Source organism: Cupriavidus malaysiensis (assembly GCF_001854325.1).
In the GTDB taxonomy this organism is placed as follows: Bacteria; Pseudomonadota; Gammaproteobacteria; order Burkholderiales; family Burkholderiaceae; genus Cupriavidus; species Cupriavidus malaysiensis.
On the sequence record NZ_CP017754.1, the window covers coordinates 3,300,928 to 3,325,889 of the forward strand.

The window sequence follows — 24,962 nt, forward strand, 5'->3', positions numbered from 1 at the left end:
GCGGGCTACAGTGTGCGGCGGTCCATCACCGCCCGCGCGATGGTGCCGGCATCGACGTACTCGAGCTCGCCGCCGACCGGCACGCCGCGCGCCAGGCGCGTGACCTTGAGGCCGCGGGCCTTGAGCATCTCGCCCACATAGTGGGCGGTGGCCTCGCCCTCGCTGGTGAAGTTGGTGGCGACGATCACCTCGGACACCGGGCCGCCGAGCGCGGGATCGGTGGCGCGTGCCAGCAGCCGGTCGAGATGGATCTCGCGGGGGCCGATGCCGTCCAGCGGCGAGAGCCGCCCCATCAGCACGAAATACTGTCCGCGGTAGGTCAGGGTCTGTTCGATCATCACCTGGTCGGCGGGTGTTTCCACCACGCACAGCAGCGAGGCGTCGCGCCCCGCGTCCAGGCAGGTCTCGCAGACATCCTGCTCGGTGAAGGTGTTGCAGCGCGCGCAGTGATGGATGCCATCGGCCGCGCCGCGCAGGGCATCGCCCAGCCGGCGCGCGCCTTCGCGGTCGTGCTGCAGCAGGTGGTAGGCCATGCGCTGGGCGGACTTGGGCCCGACGCCGGGCAGCACCCGCAGCGCCTCGATCAGGGCCTGCAGCGAGGTCGGCGGCGCGCCCTTCATCGCCCGCCCCCCGTCCGCACCGGCATCCTCGCTGGACTGCGCATGGCTTGCCCGCCGACGCTCAGAACGGCAGCTTGAAGCCCGGCGGCAGCGGCAGGCCGGAGGTCATCGAGCCCATCTTCTCCTGGGAGGTGGCCTCGGCCTTGCGCACCGCGTCGTTGAAGGCGGCGGCAACGAGATCCTCCAGCAGTTCCTTGTCCTCGCCGTCGGCGAGCAGGCTGGGATCGATGGAGACGCGCTTGACGTCGTTCTTGCAGGTCATGGTCACCTTGACGAGGCCGGCGCCGGACTGGCCCTCGACCTCGATCTGGGCGAGCTGCTCCTGCATCTTCTTCATGTTTTCCTGCATCTGCTGGGCTTGCTTCATCAGCCCGGCCAGTTGGCCCTTCATCATGGCGGTGTACTCCTGAATACGGTGGGTTTGAAACGATAACGGGAGCCGGCCGATGCCGCTCCCCGGAAATCCTCTGTCAGCCGACGCGCGGCTGGATCGAGCCCGGCACGATCTGCCCGCCGAATTCGCGCAGCAGGCCCTGGACGAAGGGATCGCCATCGATGCTGGCCTCGGCCTCGCGCTGGCGCTGCTCGCGCGCCTCGGCATCGGCCGCGGCGGCGGTCTCGACAACGGCACCGACCTCGCACTGCACGCGCACGGGCTGGCCGAAATGTTCGGACAAAGCCTGCTGCAGCCGCTCGACCACGCCGGCCTCGGTGATGGCGGCCACCGGTGCGCGCAGGTGGATGGTGTTGGCGACCACGCGCGCCAGCTCGCTCTGGTAGGCCAGCTGCTGCGCCAGCCCCTTCAGCGACAGGCTCGCCGCGAGGCCGGGCCAGTCACCGGTGAAGACCGGCGGTACGCCGCCTTCCTCGACGAAGGTGACGGGCTGGCGCGGCGCCGGCTTGGCTGCGAGCGGCTTGCCCGCGGGCGGGTCGATGTTCGTCTCCGGGCTCCGGCCCTCGGCGCGCTCGCCGGCCATCCGCTCCGGCCGCGCCTCCACGGCGGCGGCGCGCGCGGCAGGACGGGCCCGCGGCATCGAAGGCTCGGCATCGCTGCCGTAGGGGCCGATCAGCGGCAGGTCGGGGGGCAGTTCCTCCCAAGGCGGCACGTCGCTGCCCCCGGCGCTTTCCCAAGGGGGCACGAACTCGGCTTCCGGCGCTGCCGCGGGACGGTTGCGGGCCGGCGCGGCAACCGGGGCCGGTGCGGCCACAGGTGCAGACGGCATGGCGGGGGCAGCCGCCGCAGGCGCCGGGCGCGCAGCCCCGGGCGGACGCAGCGGCTGGGGTGCCGGCTTGGCTGCCGGCGCCGTGGTACTGGCGGCGGCAGGACCCGGCGCCTGCAGGGCCGAGGCCGGCTGGCGCGCGCCGCCGCCACGTGCGGCGGAGGCCTGGCGGGCCGCCGCCAGCGCGGCGCGCGCGGGAGACATGGCGCCGGCCGCGGGGCCGGCGGGCACCGCAGCAGCCGCAGCAGCCGGCGCAGACGCCTCGGCAGCCGGCGCCGGCTCAGCGGACGTCTCGGCGGCCGGCACAGCCTGGGCCGGCGCGGCACGGGCCACGGGCGCCGCCGCCACCCCTGCGCCGGCGGCCGCCCGCGGACGCGGTGCCGGTACGCCGCCGCTCTGCACCGGCGTGGCGGCCGGCGCCGCCGACGGGCGGAAGGCCAGCATGCGCAGCAGCGTCATGGTGAAGCCCGCGTACTCGTCCGGCGCCAGCGCCAGTTCGCTGCGGCCAAGGTTGGCGATCTGGTAGAACAGCTGCACTTCCTGCGCGTCGAAGGCGGAGGCCAGGCGGCGCACGTCGGCCGCCTCCGGCCATTCGTCCTGCACCGAGGCCGGCACGGCCTGCGCCAGCGCGATCTTGTGCAGCAGGGAGCCGAGATCCTGCAGCGCGCCGGCGAAGGACAGGCTGCGGTCGGCCATGGTGTCGGCGATGCCGAGCAGCGCGGCGCCGTCCTCGGCGGCCAGCGCGTCGAGCATCTGCACCAGATAGCCCTGGTCGATCGCCCCCAGCATGCCGCGCACGGCCTCTTCGCCGACCTGGCCGGCGCTGTAGGCGATGGCCTGGTCGGTCAGCGACAGGGCGTCGCGCATCGAGCCGTGGGCCGCCTGGGCCAGCAGGCGCAGCGCATTGCCGTCATGCTCGATGCCTTCCTCGCGCAGGATATGGTCCAGGTGGGACACGATGTGTCCCGGCGGCATCTGCTTGAGGTTGAACTGCAGGCAGCGCGACAGCACCGTGACCGGGATCTTCTGCGGGTCGGTGGTCGCCAGGATGAACTTGACGTGTCCGGGCGGCTCCTCCAGCGTCTTCAGCATGGCGTTGAAGGCGTGGTTGGTCAGCATGTGCACTTCATCGATCATATAGACCTTGAAGCGCCCGACTGTCGGCGCATAGACCGCCTTGTCCAGCAGTTGCGCCATCTCGTCGACGCCGCGGTTCGAGGCGGCGTCCATCTCGATGTAGTCGACGAAGCGCCCGCTGTCGATCTCCTGGCAGGCCTTGCACTGCCCGCAAGGCGCGGCCGTGATGCCGCCACTGCCGTCAGGCCCGGTGCAGTTGAGCGCCTTGGCGAGGATGCGCGACAGCGTGGTCTTGCCGACTCCGCGCGTGCCGGTGAACAGGTAGGCGTGGTGCAGCCGTTGCTGTTCCAGCGCATGCGTGAGCGCGCGCACCACGTGCTCCTGGCCGACCAGCGTGGAGAAATCCCGGGGGCGCCACTTGCGCGCTAGAACTTGATAACTCATGGCGGCGATTGTAGCAAAATGCGGCCCCCTTTCCGGCGCCGGCCAGGCCCGCCCGGACCGCCGCCGGCCGTCCCCTGCCGCCGCCGCCCGTGACGCCGGCATGGCACGCTAGCCGCACTCACCGATGTAGCCGCAGTTGGCGCACTTGGCGCAACCGTCGATCTTGTGCAAGGCGTGTGCGCCGCACTCCGGACAGGGCTTGCCCGAGCCGACGCCCGGCGCAGCCGGCACCGGGCCGGCCGCCGCGTGCCCCGCGGCCGGCCGCCGCCCGGCCGGCGCGTCCGGTCGCTCGGTCAACCGCTCGGCCAGCCGCGCCACCGGCACCTGACGCCCCTCCTCATCGAGGAAGCCGCGCTGGATCAGGATGCGTTGCAGCGCATAGCCGATCGCCGCCACCTCGGAATCGTGGAAGCGCGGCACTTCGCTGCCGTCCTGCCGCACCAGCACGCCATAGCGCACCGTGCCCTTGTCCCAGACCACGTTGCGCATATCGGCCAGGGCCTTGGCCACCGAGCCCCCGGAGCGCGCCACCATCGACAGCAGCCGCATGGTGGAAGTGATCCACTGCTGCCCCTCGCTGCGCTGGCCTGCCGGCATGAAGAATTCCACCGGACGCTCGATGGTGGCGGGCCTGCCGCCTACGGTGCCGGTCACCCGCATGAAATTGACGGTCAGGTAGACGGTCCTGCGCCCCTCATAGGTCATGTACTCGATCTTCGAGGTCACCCCCTCCAGGTCACCGACCGGCCGGCTCGAGAAGGGCCTGCGCAGCAGGTCGTCGCCGCCCGCCGGCGCCGGGGGGGCGGCCGCGGCCGGCGGCGTGACCGACAGCACCGCCCCCAGCACACGGTTGGGGCGATAGGTCGCCAGCCCCTTGAGGCCTGCCTTCCAGGCTTCCAGGTAGAGGTCGCGGAAGGCATCGTAAGGATAGTCCTCCGGCACGTTGACCGTCTTGCTGATGCTGGTGTCGATATAGGGCTGCACGGCCTGCAGCATGCGCATGTGGTCCAGCGCCGACATCTGCAGCGCCGTGACGAAGCTGTCCGGCAAGCACGCCACGTCGCCACCCAGGTGCCGGTACAGCCGCCAGGCATGGTCGGCCACCTCGAACGACTGGTAACCACCGTCCGGCATGCGCTTGCGCCGCTGGTAGGTCCAGGAGAAGGCCGGCTCGATGCCGTTGGACGCGTTGTCGGCAAAAGCCAGCGTGATAGTGCCGGTCGGCGCGATCGACAGCAGGTGCGAATTGCGCAGGCCGCCGGCCCGGATGGCGGCGCGCAGCGGTTCGGGCAGGCGCGCCACGAAGCCGCCAGCCAGGTAGGCATCGGCATCGAACAGCGGGAAGGCGCCCTTCTCCCCGGCCAGCGCGGCCGAAGCCCGGTAGGCCTCGTCGCGCAGCACTTCGGCGATGCGCGCGGCCAGCGCCCGTGCCGGCTCGGTGTCGTAGCGCAGGCCGAGCATCACCAGCGCGCTGCCCAGGCCGAGGAAGCCCAGCCCCACGCGGCGCTTGGCGCGCGCCTCCGCCTGCTGCTCCGGCAGCGGCCAGTAGGTGATATCGAGCACGTTATCGAGCATGCGCACTGCCACCTGCACGACCTCGGCGAAGCGCGCGAAATCGAAGGCGCTGTCCGCCGCGAACGGCCGCTCGACGAAGGCGGTCAGGTCGATCGAACCGAGATCGCAGCAGCCGTAGGCTGGCAGCGGCTGTTCCGCACAGGGATTGGTCGCCTCGATGCGCTCGCAGTAATAGAGATTGTTGTCGGCATTGATATGCGACAGGAACAGGATGCCGGGTTCGGCATGGTCGTAGGTCGCATGCATGACCTGCTCCCACAGCGCGCGCGCCGGCACGCGCCGGTAGACCCACTGGCCGTCGGCGCGGCGGTAGGCGCCGGCGGCGATCTGCTCGGCGCCGGGCTCGGCCTCGTGTACCAGCTCAACCTGGGCATCGGCCTCGACCGCGCGCATGAAGTCATCGCTGACGCCGATCGAGAGGTTGAAGTTGCTCAGCTCGCCGCGGTCCTTGGCATGGATGAAGATCTCGATGTCCGGATGGTCGCAGCGCAGCACGCCCATCTGCGCGCCGCGCCGCGCGCCGGCGGACTCCACCGTGGCGCAGGACGCATCGAAGACCTTCATGAACGAGACCGGCCCCGAGGCGCGCGAATGCGTGCCGCGCACCAGCGCGCCGGACGGCCGGATCGCGGAGAAGTCGTAGCCGACCCCACCGCCGCGCCGCATGGTCTCGGCGGCCTGCGCCACCGCCGTGTAGATGCCGGGCTTGACCCCGTCCGGGCCGGCGACGGGATCCGACACCGAATCGCCCACCGGCTGCACGAAGCAGTTGATCAGCGTCGCCTGGATCCCGGTCCCCGCTGCCGAATTGATGCGCCCGGCAGGGACGAAGCCGTTCTCCTGCGCCCACAGGAAGCGCTCGGCCCAGGCCTCGCGCCGCGCAGGCGGCTCGGCCTCGGCAAGCGCACGCGCCACGCGGCGGCGTACCTGCCCGACGCTGTCCTCCTCCCCCTTGGCGTACTTTTCCCGCAGCACCTGTTCCGAGATCTCCTGCGGCGGCAGCGCCGCGTGCAGTATCTGTTCGTTGGCGTTCATGGTTCGCTCGCTAGCTCGTCTGCCGTCCGTGACCGTGCCGGCCGCAACCGGGCCGGCGCTTCGGCGCGCCGCCCCCTCTCATGCTGCGCCGCTGGCGCGGCCCGATCCCCCCGCGCCAGGCAAGAATTTCATTGCAAAGGGGCCCAAGTCCGCCGCGCTGGGTTACAATGCCGCTCGGACGGGCCTCCTCGCATGGCGGCGCGGTCAACCTGGTCAGGTCGGGAACGAAGCAGCCATAGCCGTTTTCCGCCAGTGCCGAGGGCCAGGCTCGTCCACCTTCCCCGTCCCTCCCGCAGTCCCGCCTTCCGGCAACCTCCCCCGTAACACATTCCAAGCCTGCCCGCCCGAAGTCGCGCTGTGCCGTCCGCACGTCCATCGGATATCGCCGCGGCGGGCTCCGCACGTTCGCAGCGCCGCTCTCGCCACCTGGCGTATCCGGCAAGCCGCCCCAACAGCACTATGGCACTTCCAGCGCCGTTTGCAAGGCGGCTGCCCAAGCGGCTCAGCCGACCGCCTCAGAACAGCGAGCCCTGCTGCGGCTGGCGTGCGCCGGCGCGCAGGCGCTCGAGCGGAATCCACTCGCCGTCGGCCGTGGCCACTCCGGCTTCGATGCGCCGCCCCGGGAACATCGGGCCGAGTGCGGCCGCATAGCGCCCGAGCTGGGCGGCATAGTCCGCATGCTCCTGGGGCAGCAGGCGCAGCTTGTAGTCGATGATGACCACGCGCTCCGGGTATTCGACCAGCCGGTCGATGCGCAGCAGCCTGCCGCGCGCATCGTACAGTTCGACCTCATTGCGCGCGCTCAGCGCGCCGCGCCCCGACAGCAGCGCCGCCAGCGCCGGCGCGTCCAGCATCGCGCGCGCGGCATCCACCGCGGCCTGCGCCTGCCGGCGCCACAGCTCGCGCGCCTGCGCGCTGCCCACGCCGGCCAGCGGGAACCAGCGCAGCACCGTCTCCACCGCGGGAACCGCGCCGAACGCATGCGGATAACGCGTCAGCCGTTCCAGCAGCGCATGCAGCAGTTCGCCATGCCGCGCGGCGGCGGCATCGAAGACGATGGCCTCCTCCTGCACTACGTCTTCCGCACCTTCCGCGCCCTCTGCCGCCTCCGCGGTCCCGGCCCGTGCCGCCAGCCGCTCGGCATCGCGGTAGCGCGTGCGGAAGTCCGTGTAGCGCACGGCTTGCGGCGCCGCGCGCGCGCCTTCGCCGGCAGGCGAGGCGCCTTCGCCCGGACGCGCCGCGACCGCCTCGGCCACGCCGGCCGCCTGCAGCCGTACGTACCAGCTGCCCGCGATCTCGGCATCGTTGCCTTCCTCCGCGGCGCGCGCCGCGCGCCCCTTGACACCGCTGACCAGCAGCCCCTGCTGCGCGCGCGTCATGGCCACATAGAGCAGGTTCCAGTTTTCGCGCTCGGCCAGCGCGGCTTCCGTCTCGAACAGCGGCGCGCGGGCGCGGCCGCGCTCGCTGCGCTTGCCGTAGGCCGAGAAATGCCGCGGCACCTGCGCCTGTGGCGGCCAGTCGACCAGAATGCCACTGCGGTCGGCCGCGGGCTCGCTGTGATTGGCATCGAGCAGCACCACGAAGGGCGCCTCCAGCCCCTTGGCGGCATGCACGGTCAGGATGTGCACGGCGTCCAGCCCCCGGCCGTCGGCGGCGTCGGCCGCGTCCTGTTCGGGATCGTCGCTCATGCCGCCCTCGTCCGGGCTCTCCGTCTCGTCGCCACGCCGGATCTCGTGCAGTTCATCGATGAACTTCGGCAGGCTCGGATAGCGGCCGCCATCGAGATCGAGCGACAGCTTCAGGAAAGCGTCCAGGTTGGCCAGCACCTGCTCGCGGATGCTGGCCGGCGCGGCCTCGGCGTAGCGGCGCCGCACCTCGCCGCTGTGGTAGATGTGGTCGATCAGGTCGTGCACCGGCCGCTGCGGCGCGATCGCCAGCCACCCGCGCAGCCTCGCCACGCCCTCGCCCAGCGCGGCGGAGGCACCCTCGGGTACGCCACCGGCCTGCAGGCGCGCCCACCAGCCGCCCTCGCCCGGCTGCTGCGCGAGTGCGACCAGGTCGTCGTCGGAGGCGCCGACCAGCGGGCTTTTCAGAACGTGCGCCAGGTCGAGGTCCGATTCGGGCGTCATCAGGAAAGCCAGCAGCGCCGACAGGTCGAGCGCTTCCAACGTGGCCAGCAGGCCGCCGCGGCGCGGGCTCAGGCAGGGAATGCCGGCCTCGCGCAGGGCCCGCTCGTAGTCGGGCAGATAGCTCTTGCGCCGGACCAGCAGGTAGATGTCGCTCCAGCGCACCGGGCGCTCACCCGCGTGGTCCTGCACCATCACGGTCGCGCGCAGGCGCTGCAACCAGGCGGCCACGCGCCTGCCTTCCTCGAGGCGCAGGGAGTCGCCACCGGCACTGCGCGGCTCGCGCAGCGTATCGCGATGCCCGCCGGCATCGGCCTGCGCATCGGGCGGCTCACCGGCCTGCGTGCCGGTTTCCGAGCTTCCGTCTTCGCCCGTCTCCGCCTTGCCTGGAGCCGCCTCGGGCTCCACCAGCGGCAGCAGCCACAGCGGACCGCCCTGGCCCGGCAAGGCTGTGGTCTGCGTTTCGTAGAGGGGGTAACGCCCCTGCTCGCGCGCGGCATCGAACACCGCATTGACCCAGTCCAGCACCGCCGGACGGTTACGGCGCGTGCGATTGGTGCGCAGCACGGTGGCGCCGAACTCGCGCTGCAGCATCTCGCGCGCACTCTCGAACAAGCGCGCATCCGCACGGCGGAAGCGGTAGATGGACTGTTTCGGATCCCCGACCAGGAAAATCGACGGGCGCTGCCCGGTGCCGGCGTAGCCGGCCAGCCAGCCTTGCAGGATGCGCCACTGCAGAGGATTGGTGTCCTGGAACTCGTCGAGCAGCAGATGGCGGTAGCGCGCGTCGAGGCGGACCTGCAGGTAGGTGGCGGTTTCCTCGTCCGCCATCAGGCGCGCCGCCAGCCATTCGAGATCGGCAAAGTCCATCGCGCGCTGCTCGTGCTTGAGCTGCTGGTAGCGCTGCAGCAAGGCATCGCCCAAGCGGTAGACGGCCAGGTTCAAGGCCAGCACGGCCGCCTCGCAGCGGCGCGCGGCCAGTTCGTCGAGCTGTTCGCACAGTCCCGCATGCGCCTGCAGCAAGGCATCCACCATCGCTTCGCCGCCGGCGGCCTTGGCCAGGCCGCTGGTCCGGCGCAGCGCGCGCGGCGCGCCGGCCGCGGTGAAGAAAGCGGCGCGCAGGCGCGCGAAGGCCTGGGCGGCCGGCTCGCCTTCGTGCGCGCCGCCCTCGCGCCAGGCGCGTACCGCGCTGAGCCCCTCCTCGAGGCGCGCGGCATGGTTCTGCTCGGTCTTGCCGCCGCCGCCCAGGCGCGTGGCCAACGCCTGGCCGTCGGCCAGCCAGCCGTCTTCCAGCAGCGCCTGCGCCACCACGTCGAGGCGCGCGTCGTCGCCGAGCTGCTCCGCCAGCGCCAGCTCGGGCGGACCGGCCTCCTGCAGCGCCCACCATTCGCTGCGTGCGTGGAACATGGCATCGAGCCAGGCGCGCGCCTGGAATTCGCCGATGGCGTCGACCAGCGTCTCGTAGGCCTGGCGCAGCTCCGCATACTGCGGCGCGCCGAGCGAGCGCCAGAACGGCGCCCAGGCCTCGCGCCTGAGCCGCAGCGCATCCTCGCGCAACGACGCTCCCGGCACGATGCCGGAGGACAGCGGCGCGCCGCGCAGCAGGGTACCGAACCAGCCGTGGAAGGTATCGATCGCCATGCGTCCCGGCGCCGCCAGCACGCGTGCGTGCAAGGTGCGCGCGCGCGGCAGCGCGGCGCGCGCCTCGGCGTCGCTCAGGCCGCGCAGCCGCAATGCCGCCAGTACCTCGTCGTCCGCCCCCTGCGCGAGCTGGGCAAGGATCTCCAGCAGGCGATCTCGCATCTCCTCCGCCGCCTTGCGCGTGAAGGTGATGGCGAGGATCTCGTGCGGCGCCGCGCCGGCCAGCAGCAGGCGCAGCAGGCGCGCCACCAGCAGCCAGGTCTTGCCGCTGCCGGCGCAGGCCTCGACCACCACCGAACGGGCGGGATCGCAGGCAGCGGCGGTGAACTCGGCTTCGCCGACCGGTAGGCCGTCACGCAGATAGGCATGCACGCTCATCGGATCGCCTCCGGCAGCGCGGTCGACTCCCAGAAGCCCTTGCGGCAAAGGCCGCGCGCCTCGCACCAGGTGCAGGCGGCCGTATCCCCGATGGCGGGCAGCGGCGCGCCGCCGCGCAGGCGCACCACGTCGTGGCGCAACTGCCGCTCCAGCCAGGCGACGGCGGCGTCGAAATCGGGCAGCGCCACTTCGCGCTGGGCGGCCGCGGCCCCGTCCTGCACGCCCTCCAGCGACACCCAGCTACCGCTGACCGCATCGGCACGCAGCAGGCCGTAGAACGGCAACTGGCAGTCTTCTTCCACGTCCCCCACCTTCTTGCGCAGGCGCGCCGCGCTCTGCGTCTTGTAGTCGAGCACGGCATGGCCGCCATCCCGGTGCTGGTCTAGGCGGTCGATGCGTCCGTTCAGGCGCAGCGGCTCACCATCCGGCATGGCCAGGTCGATGCCGGCATCGAGTTCACCGGCGCGCCACCGCCAGCCCTCGGCCTCGCGGCCGGCCTGCCATTCGATATAGGAGGGCTGCACCTCGCACCAGCGCCGGTAGTAGCCGATCGCATTGCCGTCCTCGGCCACCAGCGGCCCGAACACGGCATCGGTGCACTGCCGCAGCAGCGCGAGCCGGCCTTGCGCGTCGCGCGGCTGCCCGCCGCTGTCCTGCAGCTCGGTGTGGTAGCGCAGCAGGACGCGGTGCAGCAGATCGCCGATATCGCGCTTCTCCAGTTCGTCGCTGACCGCGTCGAGCCCCGACAGCCCGAGCATGCGGCCGGCAAAGAACTGATAGGGACAGCGCCGCAGCATGTTGTAGGCCTGGGCACTCCAGCGCGCCGGCACCAGCGCCGGCGCCGCCGGCGCCGGCATGCCCGACGGCAAGGCACGCGTCTCGTGGACCGGGGCCGCGGCAACGGCTTCGATCGGCTCGCCTGCGCGCCGGCAGCAGGCCGAGAGCCGCTCGATCCAGCCCGACACATGCTTCGGTTCGCCACGCCCGCCCAGGCGCTGCCAGGTCATCACGACCTCGTCGTTGTTGAGCAGCACTTCGGCCAGGTCGCGTGCCTGCTGGGCGAAGCGCACCTCGCGGTCCTCCAGCCCAAGCTCGCGCCGCATCTGGTTGGAGAAGAACATCAGCTCGGCCGCGCTCGACGGCAGCTGGCCGTCGTCGCAGCCGACGATCACCACCCCCTCGAAACGCCGCATGCGCGCACCGTTCAACGGCAGGATGGTGATCCGTGCCGCGCTGCTCGCCGAGGGCTCCTTGTAGGCGACTGCCTCCAGCAGCGCGGACAGCATTGCGCGGAACTCGCCCAGGTCCAGCGAGGCTTGCGCGCCCGCCTCGTCCTGCGGCAGTTCGTCCAGGCGCGCCAGGGCGTCGAGCAACTGCTGGCCGGCGTCGTCGCCAGCCAGCGCTGCCCGCATGCCAAGCGCGTCGAGCATGGCGTCCAGCCGCTCCAGCCAGTGCGCGACCGGCCGCTGGGCGCGGCCGCGCGGCCACTGCGCCGCCTCGCCCGAGAGCGCGGCAACCAGGGCGCGTGCGCCCTGGCGCGCCGCCAGCTCTGCTTCGGCAAGGTCGTCGCCGGTAGCCGGGTCGTGCCGCGCCGCGCCGGCGAACAGCTGGGTAAGCCGGTGCCATCCTCCCGAGATGGCATCGCGCCGGATCTGCCGCTCCAGCACCGCGATGGCCGCGCCTCGCGATGGAAACTCCGGCAGGCAGAACGGGCTCTTGAGCAGGTCGAGCAGGGCTGCGGTATCCCCTTCGCCGGAAAGCAGGTCGAACCAGCGCATCAGCGCTGCGGCGGCGCGCGTGGTGGACAATTTCCATCCGGTCTCGTCGCGCACCGGCGCGCCGGCGCGCGCCAGCAGCGCGCGCGTGCGGCGTGCCACCACGCGATCGTGCGCCACCAGGGCCACCTGGCGCCGACCGGCATTGAGCCAGGCCACCAGTTGCTCCGCCGCGGCCGTGGCTTCGTCTTCGAAGCGCGCGCTGCCGATCACGCGCAGGTTGGGACGTTGCGGCGGCAATGGGGGAAGCTCGCCCGGCATGCGCCAGGGCAGGCCCGCGTCCCCGGTGGCCGGGACGCCGACCGCCTCGTCCGCTGCCTCGTCTTCCCCATCGGCACGCGGTGCGCGCGGCACCAGCACGGCTTCGGGCCAGAGTGCCAGCAGGGTCTCGTACCAGCCGGTGATGCCCTCCTCCCCGGACGCCAGCGCGCGCCCCGACCAGTCGTAGCCGATCTCCATCACCGGCACCAGCTCGCCCGCCTCGCGCAGGAACGCCGCCTCGATCGGCTGCGGCGGTGTCGGCCCCAGCCACACCACCGGGCCGGGCACGTGCTCGGCCAGGTTGCGCAGCGCCCGCCGGCGCGCCGGCAGCGGATCGTCCGGCCCCGACAGCGCCTGCCAGAAGGCCAGCACGATGCGCGCCTCCTCCCCCAGGAAACGATCGCTCAGGTGCGCGTAGGTCCGTTCCAGCGCGCCCTGCAGCAATTGCGCGCGGTCGTCGCCCAGGATGTCGTCATCGTCGCGCACCGCTTCGTCTTCGAGCCAGCGCGCGCTCAATTCGTCGCAGATGGACAGCAATGTCTGCGCCAGCCCCCAGGCCGCCCCCTCGGTCTGCGCGCCGAAGGCGCGCCGCAACCATTCCTGGCCGCGCAATGCCTGCTGTACGGCGAGCAGCCGCGCGGCCGCGCTGCGCACGGGCTGGGCCTCCGGCGGCAGGTCGAGCAGCCAGTGCCCGAGCGTCAGCACGCGCGGCAGCAGCCGCGGCGCGCCCGCGGCCCGCGCCGCGGCGTCCAGCGCGGCCCTCACGCCAGGAATCTGCGCGGCCGTCGGCACCAGCACGTGGGCGCCGGCGGCCTGTCCGCAATGGTCGAGGAAGTGCCATACCGAGGCGCCGGCCTGCGCCAGGAAGTCGGGACCGGGGCGGAAATGCAGGGAAATCATCGGCTCGGGCGCTCCCGCGCACGGGCGGAGGGAGCAGGGGCGGTGTCGACAAACGGTTCAACCGCCGCGGCCCGCAGGCGGCGGCGGATGCGAACGGAACAGGAGCGGGCGGTGCCGCAGCGCCTCAGCGACCGTCCTCGACGCGCGCGCGGATCTCGCGTGCAGTCTCGAGCAGGCCCTGGTAGCCGCTGCGCGCATGCTCGGGGAGGTCGGGGTCGCCGACCAGGGCGCCCAGCGTCTCGATGATGCTGTAGATCAGGCCCCTGGCGGCGCCCGCGGCAATGCTCTCGGCCTCCACCGCACGATCGATGTGCGCCAGCGCGTCGCTCATCTGCTCGACGGCAGGCGCCTCGCGCGATTCGGACTCGGAGGGCTTGCGGGAATCGGTGTTCATGGTGATGACCTTGTCAGTTGCCGGAAAGCGGCACGGCGGCAATCGGCGCAGTGCCCATTTCACCATTCTACGCTGCGGCGGCCTGCCCGCGCGTGCCGGGTACACCACCGCGCCGGCACTGCAGCCTCAGGTCGATTGAGAGAATCTGTCACGCCCATAGCGATAATGTTTGGCACGATCTGCCATATCGGGGGCAAAATGCGCAGCATGCCGCCACGCACGGCCGTGCGTGGCGGTGGCCGCTGCAGGCAGGTCTTGAATTCGCGCCAACTGGTAACATATTGGCGCTAGCGGCCCCCCGCGACGGTGCCGGCAACGGGCCAGCCTTCGTGCGTAATGCGCTCCGCGCGCAACGCGCCGTGGCATTCTCGTGTAAGGTAGCGGTTCGGCTCATCCAGCCATCGACATAAACAAGAGCGAAACCAGAGGTTTTCCGCCATGAGTGAACAAATCAAGTATGTGAGCGACGCCTCCTTCGATGCCGACGTCCTCAAGTCCGACAAGCCCGTGCTGCTCGACTTCTGGGCCGAATGGTGCGGCCCCTGCAAGATGATCGCCCCGATCCTGGACGAAGTGGCCAAGGACTATGGCGACAAGCTGCAGGTCGCCAAGATCAACGTCGACGAGAACCAGCAGGTGCCGGCCAAGTTCGGCATCCGCGGCATCCCCACGCTGATCCTGTTCAAGAACGGCTCGGTGGCCGCGCAGAAGGTCGGCGCCCTGTCCAAGTCTCAGCTGACCGCCTTCCTGGACGGCAACCTCTGACATACGTGGCGGCCGACGCGTAAGCGTTCCGGCCGCGGCCATCTGCCTGCGTGCGCGCGCCTGTCTGGCGCGCCGGCAGCTTTGTGCTAAGATGGCGCCAACAACTTCCCCGAGCGTTCGCTCATTTCCTCCCCCCTTCTGGTTCCTGCCCGTCCGGGCACCCGTGTAACCCCTTGTCTATGCACCTGACAGAACTCAAATCGCTTCACGTGTCTGCCCTTCTCGAGATGGCCGCGACCCTCGAGATCGACAACGCACAGCGGATGCGCAAACAAGAACTGATGTTTGCGATCCTGAAGAAGCGCGCCAAGATGGGCGAAACCATCTACGGAGACGGCACCCTGGAAGTCCTGCCGGACGGCTTCGGCTTCCTGCGCTCGCCCGAGACCTCCTACCTCGCGAGCACGGACGACATCTACATCAGCCCCTCGCAGATCCGCCGCTTCAACCTCCACACGGGTGACTCGATCGAAGGCGAGGTACGCACGCCCAAGGACGGCGAGCGCTATTTCGCGCTGGTGAAGGTGGACAAGGTCAACGGCCAGCCTCCGGAAGCGGTGAAGAACCGCATCATGTTCGAGAACCTGACGCCGCTGCACCCGAACCGGCCGCTCACGCTCGAACGCGACATCAAGGCGGAAGAAAACATCACCGGCCGCATCATCGACATGATCGCGCCGATCGGCCGCGGCCAGCGTGCCCTGCTGGTGGCCTCGCCGAAGTCCGGCAAGACCGTGATGCTGCAGCATATCGCCCACGCCATCGCCAACAACCACCCCGAGACCGACCTGTTCGTGCTGCTGATCGACGAGCGTCCCGAGGAAGTGACCGAGATGCAGCGCTCGGTGCGCGGCGAGGTGGTGGCGTCGACCTTCGACGAACCGGCCATCCGCCACGTGCAGGTTGCGGAAATGGTGATCGAGAAAGCCAAGCGCCTGGTCGAACTGAAGCGCGACGTAGTGATCCTGCTGGATTCGATCACGCGCCTGGCGCGCGCCTACAACACCGTGGTGCCGGCCTCCGGCAAGGTGCTGACCGGCGGTGTCGACGCCAACGCGCTGCAGCGCCCGAAGCGCTTCTTCGGCGCCGCGCGCAATCTCGAGGAAGGCGGTTCGCTGACCATCATCGCCACCGCGCTGATCGAGACCGGCAGCCGCATGGACGACGTGATCTACGAAGAGTTCAAGGGCACCGGCAATATGGAAGTGCACCTGGAGCGCCGCCTCGCCGAGAAGCGCGTCTACCCGTCGATCAACCTCAACAAGTCCGGCACGCGCCGTGAAGAGCTGCTGATCAAGCCGGAAATCCTGCAGAAGATCTGGGTGCTGCGCAAGTTCATCTCGGACATGGACGAAGTCCAGTCGATGGAGTTCATCCTCGACAAGCTCAAGGCGACCAAGAACAACGCCGAGTTCTTCGACATGATGCGCCGGGGCGGCTAAGCTTCAGCCGATGCCGTGCCCAAAAGAAGCGTGCTCCGGCACGCTTTTTCTTTTTGGGCCGCCGGCCTGCCAACCCTGACGCTCCGCCATGCTCGACCGACTGACCCGCTTCCTGCGCTCGCGCTCGCGCGAACGCAAGCTCGCGCACTACGCCATCCCCGACGCACTCTGGGTACAGACGGTGGCGGCCCTGCCCTTCGTGCGGCGCTACCGCCCGGAGGACCTGGCAGCGCTGCGCGAGCTGGCCACGCTGTTCATCGCCGAGAAGGAGTTCTCCACCGCTCACGAACTGCAGCTGAGCGACGAGATGGTGGCCAGCGTCGCCACGCAGGCCTGCGTGCCCATCCTGCACCTCGGTATCGAGTGGTACCGCGGCTGGCACGGCATCGTGCTGTACCCCGGCGAGTTCGTCATCCGCAAGACCGTGGAGGACGAGATCGGACTGGTGCACGGCGTGGTCGAGGAGGCTGCCGGCGAGGCCTGGGAACACGGCCCGGTGATCCTCTCCTGGCCGGACGTGAGCAGCCCCGGCGCCGGCAGCGCGGCAGCCGGCGACGAACTGGACGACAGCTACAACGTGGTCATCCATGAGTTCGCCCACAAGCTCGACATGCTCGACGGCGAAGCGGACGGCGTACCGCCGTTCTCGCGGATGCTGCACCCGGGCATCGACCGCGAGGCCTGGGCGGAAGTCTTTCTCGACGAGTATGAACGCTTCGCCGAAGCCTGCGACGCCCAGCCGGCGCGGGCCTGGAAACGGCCGGAGCGCCTGCCCGCCGCGCTGCGCGCGATAGACCCCTACGGCTGCGAAGCGCCAGGGGAGTTCTTCGCTGTAGCGTCCGAGGCATTTTTTGTAGACCCCGCGGGGCTGCTGCGGTACTGGCCCCGGGTCTACGCGCAGTTGGCCGCCTTCTACCGGCAAAACCCCGCTGGCGCCTGATGCAAGATACCTTCGCCCTGGCGGCGGCAACGCGCCGGCACTATCATGGATTCCTTGCCCCGGCTCTTGTTTTTCTGCCATAATCACGGTTTGCCCGTTATCGGCAAGTGGTTCGTTCGCCGCAAGCGCTTGGCAACGCGCGCCAGGCAGCGCACGGCAAGACGGACTGGCTACCCAAACTGAAAGGAATCACCATGAAAGAAGGCATTCACCCCAATTACCGCGAAGTCGTCTTCCTCGACGTGTCGAACGACTTCAGCTTCGTGACCCGCTCGACCATCCAGACCAAGGACACCATCACCTGGAAGGACGGCAAGGAATATCCGCTGGCCAAGATCGAAGTGTCGTCGGAATCGCACCCGTTCTACACCGGCACCCAGAAGATCATGGACACCGCCGGCCGCGTGGAAAAGTTCCGCCAGAAGTTCGGCAGCAAGCTGGGCAAGGCAGCGAAGTAAAACTGCGCTTCCGCTCACGTTCCCGGCAGCAAGGCGCTTCGCCGTCTCGGACCGCATCATGTCCCGGCGCCGGGCAACGCAGACAAAAAGGCAGCGTCGGCTGCCTTTTTGCTTTCCTGGCCCCACGTCGATCGAGCCCGCCGCGAGCATGACCCCTTGATGAGCCAAGCCAAGACCTCACGCGTCCAACTGACCGCAGCAGCCACCGGCACGCTGCCGCGCGCCTTGCTGCTGGCGATCTGCATCATCTACGGCCTGACCGGCCTGTTCGGCCGCGATCCGTGGAAGAACGAGGATGCCGCGGGGTTCGGCGTGATGTGGCAGCTGGCCACGGGGAGTACGCAGGACTGGCTGATGCCCAATATCGTGGGCCGGCCCTACAGCGAGGACGGCCCGCTGGTGTTCTGGGTGGGCGCCACCATGATCCGCCTGTTCGGCGGCTGGCTTGGCGCAGCCGACGCCTCGCGCCTGGCCACTGCCCTCTTCTACTTCGCCACCTGCGCCTTCACCTGGTACGCCACCTACCTGCTCGGACGCCGCAGCGAAGTCCAGCCTTTCGCCTACGCCTTCGGCGGGCAACCGGACGCGCGCGACTACGGCCGGACCTTGGCGGACGGGGCCCTGCTGATCTTCCTGGCCTGCGTCGGCCTCGCCATGCGCGGCCACGAGACCACGCCCCAGGTGGGTCAACTCAGCTTCATCGCGATGAGCCTCTACGGCCTCGTGCGCAGCCTGGATAAGCCGGTCCAGGGCAGCCTCTGGCTCGGCCTTGGACTCGGCGCGCTGACGCTGGCGAGCGGCCCGGTGCTGCCGCTGGTCCTGCTGGCGGCCATCGCGGCCGGCGGACTGGCCTGCCAGCCGCTGCCGCTCAAGCGCCTGGTGACGATCGGCCTGCCGCTGGCCCTGGCGCTGGTGGCGGCGTGGCTGGCCGCCACCTACCTCGGGGCAGCCGCGCGCGACGATGCGGTCGCCTTCATCCGGGAATGGGCACGCTACGACCGGCGCACCTACGGCCTGCCCAGCGTGCCGGTCCTGAGCTTCCTCGGCCGCAACCTGTTCCTCTACACCTGGCCAGTATGGCCGATCGCGGCCTGGTCCTGGCTGGCCTGGTCGGGCATGCGCCGCGCACCCCACGTCGCCATCCCGCTGACGCTGCTGCTGCCGCTGCTGTTCCTGCTGTTGCTGCTGCGCTCGGCAGGCGATATCCAGTTCATCCTGGTGCTGCCGCCGATGGCGGTGCTCGCCGCCTTTGCGCTGCCGACGCTGACGCGCGCCGTGATCAACGCAATCGACTGGTTCTCGCTGCTGTTCTTCACTATCTTCGGCAGCTTCGTCTGGTTCATGTGGGTCGCCAAGACGACCGGCTGGCCCCCACGCGTCGCCGCCAACGTGTTCCGCCTGCTGCCCGGCTTCCAGCACCAGTTCACAGTCAGCGCGGTCCTCTGTGCGCTGCTGGTGACGCTGGCCTGGATCCTGATCGTGCGCTGGCGTCTGTCGCGCGCGCCGAAGCAGATCTGGCGCCCGGTGGTGATCTCTGCCGCCGGCACCACCCTGATGTGGGTGCTGGCGATGACCTTGTGGCTACCATCGATCAATTACGGCAAGACCTATCGGGACGTCGCGCAGGCCGCCTCGATGGCCCTGCCCAGCACCTACCGCTGCGTGCAGCCGATCCGTATGGGCGATGCCCAGCTCGCCTCGTTTGCCTACTTCGGCCACCTGCGCTTCGGCGGGCCCGGCGATGGCTGCGATATCCTGCTGCGCTACGATCCCATGGACTTCGGCGAGCCGACCAGCATCTCGCATTTCGAGTGGCGCCTGATCTGGGAAGGCCGCCGCCCCGCCGACCGCGACGAACGCTTCCGCATGTACCGGCTGGTGGATCTCAGCCAGGCACAACCGCCCCGGCCGGCACTGCCCCCTGGTACCCGGCGCCTGCCACGCTGATCGGGCAGCCCGGCCCTGCGTCGGGGCTCCGCCCCCTCCGGCCGCCCCCCATCGCCTTAACCTTCGCCTCGCTGCGCCACGCCGATGAGCCTGCTCCAGGACAGCCGCAGAATCGCCCATCTCGCAGCCCCGCTGCTGGTCGGCCAGCTTGCCGTGATCGCCTTCGGCGTGACCGACACGGTCATGTCCGGCCGCGCTTCGGCCGCCGATCTCGCTGCGGTCGGCTTGGGCGGCTCGATCTACATCACGATCTATATCAGCCTGATGGGTGTACTGCAGGCGCTGGCGCCGATCGCCGCCCAGCTCTATGGCGGTGGGCGCACGCAGGAGATCGGCATGGAAGTGCGCCAGGCGGCCTGGCTGGGCCTGGCCCTTGCCATTCCGGGGATACTGTTGCTGCTGCACCCCGAGCCACTGCTGGCGCTCGCCAAGGCACCTCCGGAACTCGTGGACAAGGCGACCGCTTACCTGCGCATCGCCGCCTTCGGCCTGCCTGCCGCGCTCGCCTTCCGCATCTATTCGGCCCTCAACAACGCCCTGTCCCGCCCGATCATGGTGACCGTGCTCCAGCTTGGCGGACTTCTGCTCAAGGTGCCGTTGAACGCCTGGTTCATCCATGGCGGCCTCGGCGTGCCGGCCATGGGGGGCCCGGGCTGTTCGCTGGCATCGACGCTGATCACCTGGGCCTGGTGCCTGGCCGCGCTCGGCATCCTCTACGCGGACGCCACCTACCGGCCGATCGAGATCTTCCGCCACTGGAGCTGGCCCTCGGCGCATCATATCCGCGCGCTGCTTCGTCTCGGCATTCCGATGGGCCTGACCTACCTGATCGAGATCACGTCATTCACGCTGATGTCGATCTTCATCACCCGCATGGGCACGGTGATGCTGGCCGGACACCAGATCATCGCCAACCTGAGCGCGGTCGCCTACATGGTGCCGCTGTCCCTGGCCATCGCCACTTCCACCCTCGTCGCGCAGGCGATCGGTGCACGCGACCGGGCCGGCGCGCGCCAGCTTGCCTGGAGCGGCATCCGCCTCGCCGCCACGCTCGCGCTGCTTTGCGGCACACTGCTCTGGCTGCTGCGCAGGAGCGTGCTCCACGCCTATACCGAAGATCCGGGCGTCATTGCCGCAGCCCTGCCACTGGTCGCGCTGATCGCCCTTTACCAAGCGTTCGACGCCGTGCAGGTAATGACCGCCTTCATCCTGCGCGCCTACAAGATCGCGCTGATCCCGACCGTCATCTATGCCGCGTCGCTGTGGGGCGTGGGACTCGGCGGCGGCTACCTGCTGGGATTCGGAATGATCGACGGGTTACCGGACTTCACGCGCGGACCGGCAGGCTTCTGGATGGCCAACAGCATCAGCCTGGCTCTCGCCGCGATGCTGCTGGTGCGCTACTTCATGCACATCAGCCGCGTCGAATCGCGCTGACACCGATCCCCCCTCCTGAGCACGCGCCCGCCCATGCCCCTCCCGGCTTGCGGCAAGGACACGCCAGTCCAGTAGGCACCTCCTGGCGAGCGGTCACGGAGGATCGACCACTCTCTCGCTCGGCGCAATGCGCCGGACCAAACGACGAATGCCGGCCGTACGCCACCGGCCAGGCGCGGCCGGCCCGTATGTCCTGATGGACTCCAGCTGACAGCAACGGGAATACGTGAGGAGAAAGAGAGGGGAGAAAGAGAGGGGGAAAGGAAGCCGGCGACAAACGCGGCAGGGAGAGGAAAAGCGGACGATAGAAAAAGAAAAACCCGCATGGCATGACCATGCGGGTTCAGATTTGGCGGAGTGGACGGGACTCGAACCCGCGACCCCCGGCGTGACAGGCCGGTATTCTAACCGACTGAACTACCACTCCTTAGTCGGCTCATCGAAGCTTTACTGGCTTCGATAAACTAGGCGTTTGATTACGCCCATTTTTTGGCGTCCCCTAGGGGATTCGAACCCCTGTACTCACCGTGAAAGGGTGATGTCCTAGGCCTCTAGACGAAGGGGACAGAAACTCGTTTAGTTACTCGTTTCGTCCGACAGATAATCAACCTTCCGATTATCCATCTTTTTGATCCACCCATCTCGCAACGTGTGGATCGGCATTTTGGTGGAGCTAAGCGGGATCGAACCGCTGACCTCTTGCATGCCATGCAAGCGCTCTCCCAGCTGAGCTATAGCCCCATGGTACTGCTATTTACTGCTTGCTGCGCTTCGCTTTTGTTTCATCGTTTCCAGCGAAGACAACATTTTATATCAATCTCGCTTTTTTGCAAGCCCCTTTTTTAACTTTTTTCGTGATCTGCATTTTGCGGTGTTTGCTGCCATACTGCTCAGCACCCTATCACGAAGACCCGTTTTACCGAATCAGTCAGCCCGCTTGGTTTTGAACCGCGCTGCAGGGAGAACGAGATTATGCGCAAGTCCAGGCAGGAATGCAAGCCCCTGCCGGGACTTTTTTCTCAATACCTTGAGCGGCCAGATCAGGCGGCCAGGCCGGCGCCGATCCGGCGCAGTACCGTCTCGCGCCCGAACAATTCCAGCACCGCGTCGATACTGGGCGTCTGCAGCTGCCCGGCCACCAGCAGGCGCACCGGCATCGCCAGTTTCGGCATCTTCAGGCTGAATTCAGCCAGCACCGCCTTGAACGCCGCGCCGATCGCTTCGCGCTTCCACTCCGGCAGCGCCGCCAGGTGCGTGGCAAGGGCCTGCAGGGCGGGGATGGTTTCGGCGCTCAGGTGTTCGGCCTTGAGTGCCGCGTCCGGCTGCGGCTCGCCCCGATAGAACAACAGCGCGGTCTGGGCGACCTCCTTCAGCGTGTTGGCGCGATCCTTGACCAGGGCCACCACAGCCGCCAGGTCGGCACCTTCGACCGTAGCGCCCATCGCCTCGATGAAGGGGCGGGTCAGTTCGGCCAGACGCGCATTGTCACCCACCTTGATGTAGTGATTGTTCAGCCAGGCCAGCTTCTCCGGGTTGTACTGCGCCGGCGACTTGCCAAGATGCTCGAGGTCGAACCACTCGACGAACTGGTCGCGCGAGAAGATCTCCGCGTCGCCGTGCGCCCAGCCCAGGCGTGCCAGGTAGTTCAACACGGCTTCCGGCAAGTAGCCCTCGTCGCGGTAGCCGGTCACGCTCATTGCACCATGACGCTTGCTCATCTTCTCACCCTGCTCGTTGAGCACGGTAGGCAGGTGCGCATAGACCGGCGGCGTGCCGCCGAGGGCGCGGATGATGTTGATCTGCCGCGGCGTGTTGTTGACATGGTCGTCGCCGCGGATCACGTGGGTGATACGCATATCGAGATCGTCCACCACCACGCAGAAGTTGTAGGTCGGCGTACCGTCCGGGCGCGCGATCACGAGGTCGTCAAGCTCCTCGTTCGAGATCTCGATCCGCCCCTTGACCGCATCGTCCCAGCAGACCGCCCCTTCCAGCGGATTGCGGAAGCGCAGCACCGGTTGCACGCCGGCCGGGGGGTCGGGCAGCACCTTGCCCGGTTCGGGACGCCAGAAGCCGTTGTAGCGCGGCTTCTCCCCACGCTCGCGCTGCGCCTCACGCAGTGCGTCGAGTTCGGCGGTGCTCATATAACAGGGATAGGCCAGTCCTGCGTCGACCATCTGCTTGAGCACCTCGCGGTAGCGGTCCATCCGCTGCATCTGGTAGAACGGGCCTTCGTCGATGTCCAGGCTCAGCCACTCCATGCTCTCCAGGATCACGTCGACCGCCTCCTGCGAGGAGCGCTCGACGTCCGTATCCTCGATGCGCAGGATGAAGTCCCCTTTCATACGACGGGCAAAGGCCCAGGGGTAGAGCGCGGAGCGGATGTTGCCGAGATGGATGAAACCGGTCGGGCTCGGCGCGAAGCGGGTGCGGACGCGTTGTGTCATGTGGGAGAAAAAGACGGAAACGCCCGCACGCGCGGGCGAACGGGCTATCGGAGGGAAGCCCGCATTATAGCAAGCAGGCCTTGCGCCCTCCCCGGCGCCGACCGCCGGCACGGCGCTCCCACAAGGAATCATTTATGCTAGCGCCGGTCTCAATCTGGAACCGGCGGCCGGCAGCCGCTGGCGGTGCCCGATGCACCACACGATCCGCGTTGCGTAGCGCTGGACGTGCTCGCCGCCCTTCTATCCGCATCCGTTTCATGCAAAGACGCAGTTTTCTCGGCGCCGGTGCGGCCGCCCTGCTGGCCGCCTGCTCCTTCGGGCCCAAGCCCTCGACCATGCCCTCGGTCAGTAGTCCCGCTCCCGCCGGCCAGGCCACCTCGACACCGCCAGCCGTGCCGCCGCGCCCCCTGCGCATCGGACTGGCCCTCGGCGGCGGCGCCGCACGCGGCTTCGCCCATATCGGCGTGATCAAGGCGCTGGAAGCGCAGGGCATCCGCGCCGACCTGATCGCAGGCACCAGTGCCGGCGCCGTGGTGGCCGCCCTTTATGCCACCGGCATGAGCGGCTTCGAACTGAACAAGCTGGCCCTGCACATGGACGAAGCGACCATTGCCGACTGGGCCCTGCCCTTCGGCACCCGCTTCGGAGGGTGGATCAAGGGCGAAGCCCTGCAGAACTACGTCAACCGGCTGGTCGGCAATCGCCCCATCGAGGCGATGAAGGTTCCGCTCGGCATCGTGGCCACGGACCTGAAGACCGGCCAGCCAATCCTGTTCCGACGCGGCAACACCGGCCAGGCCGTGCGCGCCTCGAGCAGTGTGCCGGGTGTGTTCCGGCCGGTGACGATCCAGGGTCATGACTATGTCGACGGCGGGCTCGTCGAACCGGTACCGGTGGACTCCGTGCGCAGCATGGGGGCCGACTTCGTCATCGCCGTGAACATCTCCGCCGACCCGTCCAGCCAGAACAGCGACGGCCAGAGCGGCGTGCTGCTGCAGACCACGGCCATCATGGGCCAGACCATCAACCGCCAGGCCCTGGCGCGCGCCGACATCGTCATCCGCCCCAACCTTCCCGATATGAGCGGCAGCGATTTCGCCGCGCGCAACCGCGCGATCCTGGCCGGGGAACAGGCTGCAGCTGCCGCCATGCCGACCCTGCGCGCCAAGCTCGAGCAAGCGCGAAACCACGCATCGGGAACGGTGGCAGCACAATAGCCACCACGCTGGCCTCGCCTTCCCGGCCAACCGGCCGGACCAACAAAAAAGGACTGCCGGAGCAGTCCTTTTTCATGGTGGCGCGTGCAGGTCAGCCGCCGTAGAGCGAGCGTCCACTGGCATTAGGATCGAAGCGCTTGAGCGTCTCGACCATATTGCCAAGGTTGTCAGCCCCGCCCGATGTGCGCAGCACGCTGACGTCGTCGATGCGGCGCGCGCCGTTGTAGCGCGTCACCCAGTAGCTGGCGCGCATGTCGTCGACACGGATCTTGCTGCCGGTGGACGGCGCATGGACAAACTTGTTGTCACCGATGTAGATGCCGACATGCGAGAAGGTGTGGCGCATGGTGTTGAAGAACACCAGGTCGCCCGGCCGCAGGTCGTTGGCCGCCACAGTGGTACCGACCTGGCTCATCTCCACCGAACGGCGCGGCAGCATGAAGCCGAAGGTGTCGTTGAAGACGTAGCGCACGAAACCGCTGCAGTCCAGGCCGGACTCGGGGCTGTTGCCGCCGAAGCGGTAGCGCACGCCGATCAGGCCCAGCGCATTCATCACCAGGTCGCCGGCCTTGCTGGCGACGTTGCTGGTGGAGTTCATGACAGAGGACAGCAGGCTGCGCTTACCTTCCGCCGGCTGGTCTGCGCTCAACTCGGCGCGTGCGTCGATGCGGGCATCCGGGTCCTTGAACACGGTGTCCGCCAGCACTCCATTCGACAGAGTCGCACCGCAGGCAATGGCAATTCCAACGGCGGCGCGCGCCAGGGAATGAAGTACCGTTCGCTGCATTGGTTCTCCTGAATTGATTATTCGTCGGGCAGCGCCGAAAAACGCCGCCAGACCCCCATTTGACCCGGGATGGCTC

Annotated in this window: 15 protein-coding genes, 3 tRNA genes, 1 other RNA gene and 1 pseudogene; 8 read left to right on the top strand and 12 right to left on the bottom strand. The window is 69.0% G+C overall.

Translation table 11 applies throughout. The features are described from left to right. Nucleotides 1-5 precede the first annotated feature (5 nt). The 4 genes from recR to BKK80_RS14920 all read right to left on the bottom strand — a co-directional run bounded on the left by recR (nt 6) and on the right by BKK80_RS14920 (nt 5,971). Nucleotides 6-620, bottom strand: a complete 615-nt coding sequence (gene recR, locus BKK80_RS14905) for a recombination mediator RecR (RefSeq protein ID WP_071038180.1) — start codon at nt 618-620, stop codon at nt 6-8. Nucleotides 621-681: 61 nt separating this feature from the next. Next, complete coding sequence (locus BKK80_RS14910; protein ID WP_071014008.1) at nt 682-1,014, bottom strand: YbaB/EbfC family nucleoid-associated protein; 333 nt, start codon at nt 1,012-1,014, stop codon at nt 682-684. A gap of 76 nt (nt 1,015-1,090) precedes the next feature. Then, nucleotides 1,091-3,361: a DNA polymerase III subunit gamma/tau gene (locus tag BKK80_RS14915; protein ID WP_071038179.1), complete on the bottom strand. Its 2,271-nt coding sequence runs from the start codon at nt 3,359-3,361 to the stop codon at nt 1,091-1,093. Between the two features lie 108 nt (nt 3,362-3,469). Further along, nucleotides 3,470-5,971: an adenosylcobalamin-dependent ribonucleoside-diphosphate reductase gene (locus BKK80_RS14920; RefSeq protein ID WP_071014012.1), complete on the bottom strand. Its 2,502-nt coding sequence runs from the start codon at nt 5,969-5,971 to the stop codon at nt 3,470-3,472. 177 nt (nt 5,972-6,148) lie between these two features. On the opposite strand from BKK80_RS14920, the gene ffs reads away from it, so the two are divergent. Next, nucleotides 6,149-6,247: signal recognition particle sRNA small type (ffs, locus tag BKK80_RS14925), an RNA gene on the top strand. 239 nt (nt 6,248-6,486) lie between these two features. On the opposite strand, the gene BKK80_RS14930 is transcribed toward ffs, so the two are convergent. From BKK80_RS14930 to BKK80_RS14940, 3 genes are all read right to left on the bottom strand, one after another. Then, the gene (locus BKK80_RS14930) at nt 6,487-10,116 is read right to left on the bottom strand and encodes a UvrD-helicase domain-containing protein (protein ID WP_071070096.1); all 3,630 of its coding nucleotides are present in this window, start codon (nt 10,114-10,116) and stop codon (nt 6,487-6,489) included. Continuing rightward, nucleotides 10,113-13,052, bottom strand: coding sequence for a PD-(D/E)XK nuclease family protein (locus BKK80_RS14935; protein WP_071070098.1), 2,940 nt, complete (start codon nt 13,050-13,052; stop codon nt 10,113-10,115). Before BKK80_RS14935 ends, BKK80_RS14930 begins: the two co-directional genes overlap by 4 nt. Before the next feature lie 124 nt (nt 13,053-13,176). Next, on the bottom strand, nt 13,177-13,446 hold the full coding sequence (locus BKK80_RS14940) for a hypothetical protein (RefSeq protein WP_071014021.1): 270 nt from the start codon (nt 13,444-13,446) through the stop codon (nt 13,177-13,179). Between the two features lie 420 nt (nt 13,447-13,866). On the opposite strand from BKK80_RS14940, the pseudogene trxA reads away from it, so the two are divergent. The 6 genes and pseudogenes from trxA to BKK80_RS14970 all read left to right on the top strand — a co-directional run. After that, nucleotides 13,867-14,211: pseudogene (trxA, locus tag BKK80_RS14945) on the top strand (thioredoxin TrxA); the annotation flags it as partial. Nucleotides 14,212-14,390: 179 nt separating this feature from the next. Beyond that, a complete protein-coding gene (gene rho / locus BKK80_RS14950) occupies nt 14,391-15,653 on the top strand; it encodes a transcription termination factor Rho (protein WP_071014025.1) in 1,263 nt (420 codons plus the stop codon). 88 nt (nt 15,654-15,741) lie between these two features. Next, the gene (locus tag BKK80_RS14955) at nt 15,742-16,593 is read left to right on the top strand and encodes a M90 family metallopeptidase (protein WP_071070101.1); all 852 of its coding nucleotides are present in this window, start codon (nt 15,742-15,744) and stop codon (nt 16,591-16,593) included. Nucleotides 16,594-16,787: 194 nt separating this feature from the next. Next, nucleotides 16,788-17,051 (top strand): type B 50S ribosomal protein L31, encoded by a 264-nt coding sequence (locus tag BKK80_RS14960; protein ID WP_071014031.1) that lies wholly within the window; start codon nt 16,788-16,790, stop codon nt 17,049-17,051. A 159-nt stretch (nt 17,052-17,210) separates the two neighbouring features. Then, nucleotides 17,211-18,998: an ArnT family glycosyltransferase gene (locus BKK80_RS14965; protein ID WP_071038175.1), complete on the top strand. Its 1,788-nt coding sequence runs from the start codon at nt 17,211-17,213 to the stop codon at nt 18,996-18,998. 84 nt (nt 18,999-19,082) lie between these two features. After that, nucleotides 19,083-20,435: an MATE family efflux transporter gene (locus tag BKK80_RS14970; RefSeq protein ID WP_071014036.1), complete on the top strand. Its 1,353-nt coding sequence runs from the start codon at nt 19,083-19,085 to the stop codon at nt 20,433-20,435. Nucleotides 20,436-20,785: 350 nt separating this feature from the next. On the opposite strand, the gene BKK80_RS14975 is transcribed toward BKK80_RS14970, so the two are convergent. The 4 genes from BKK80_RS14975 to gltX all read right to left on the bottom strand — a co-directional run bounded on the left by BKK80_RS14975 (nt 20,786) and on the right by gltX (nt 22,882). Continuing rightward, nucleotides 20,786-20,862 (bottom strand) — tRNA-Asp (locus tag BKK80_RS14975). Between the two features lie 63 nt (nt 20,863-20,925). Then, a tRNA-Glu gene (locus BKK80_RS14980) sits at nt 20,926-21,001 on the bottom strand. A 99-nt stretch (nt 21,002-21,100) separates the two neighbouring features. Then, nucleotides 21,101-21,176 (bottom strand) — tRNA-Ala (locus tag BKK80_RS14985). Nucleotides 21,177-21,475: 299 nt separating this feature from the next. Then, nucleotides 21,476-22,882: a glutamate--tRNA ligase gene (gltX, locus tag BKK80_RS14990; RefSeq protein ID WP_071070103.1), complete on the bottom strand. Its 1,407-nt coding sequence runs from the start codon at nt 22,880-22,882 to the stop codon at nt 21,476-21,478. Nucleotides 22,883-23,139: 257 nt separating this feature from the next. Here gltX and BKK80_RS14995 point away from each other — a divergent pair, with 257 nt between their 5' ends. Beyond that, on the top strand, nt 23,140-24,099 hold the full coding sequence (locus BKK80_RS14995) for a patatin-like phospholipase family protein (RefSeq protein WP_071070105.1): 960 nt from the start codon (nt 23,140-23,142) through the stop codon (nt 24,097-24,099). Nucleotides 24,100-24,190: 91 nt separating this feature from the next. Here the strand turns inward: BKK80_RS14995 and BKK80_RS15000 are convergent, their stop codons facing one another. Next, nucleotides 24,191-24,886: a C40 family peptidase gene (locus BKK80_RS15000; protein WP_071014045.1), complete on the bottom strand. Its 696-nt coding sequence runs from the start codon at nt 24,884-24,886 to the stop codon at nt 24,191-24,193. Nucleotides 24,887-24,962 lie beyond the last annotated feature (76 nt).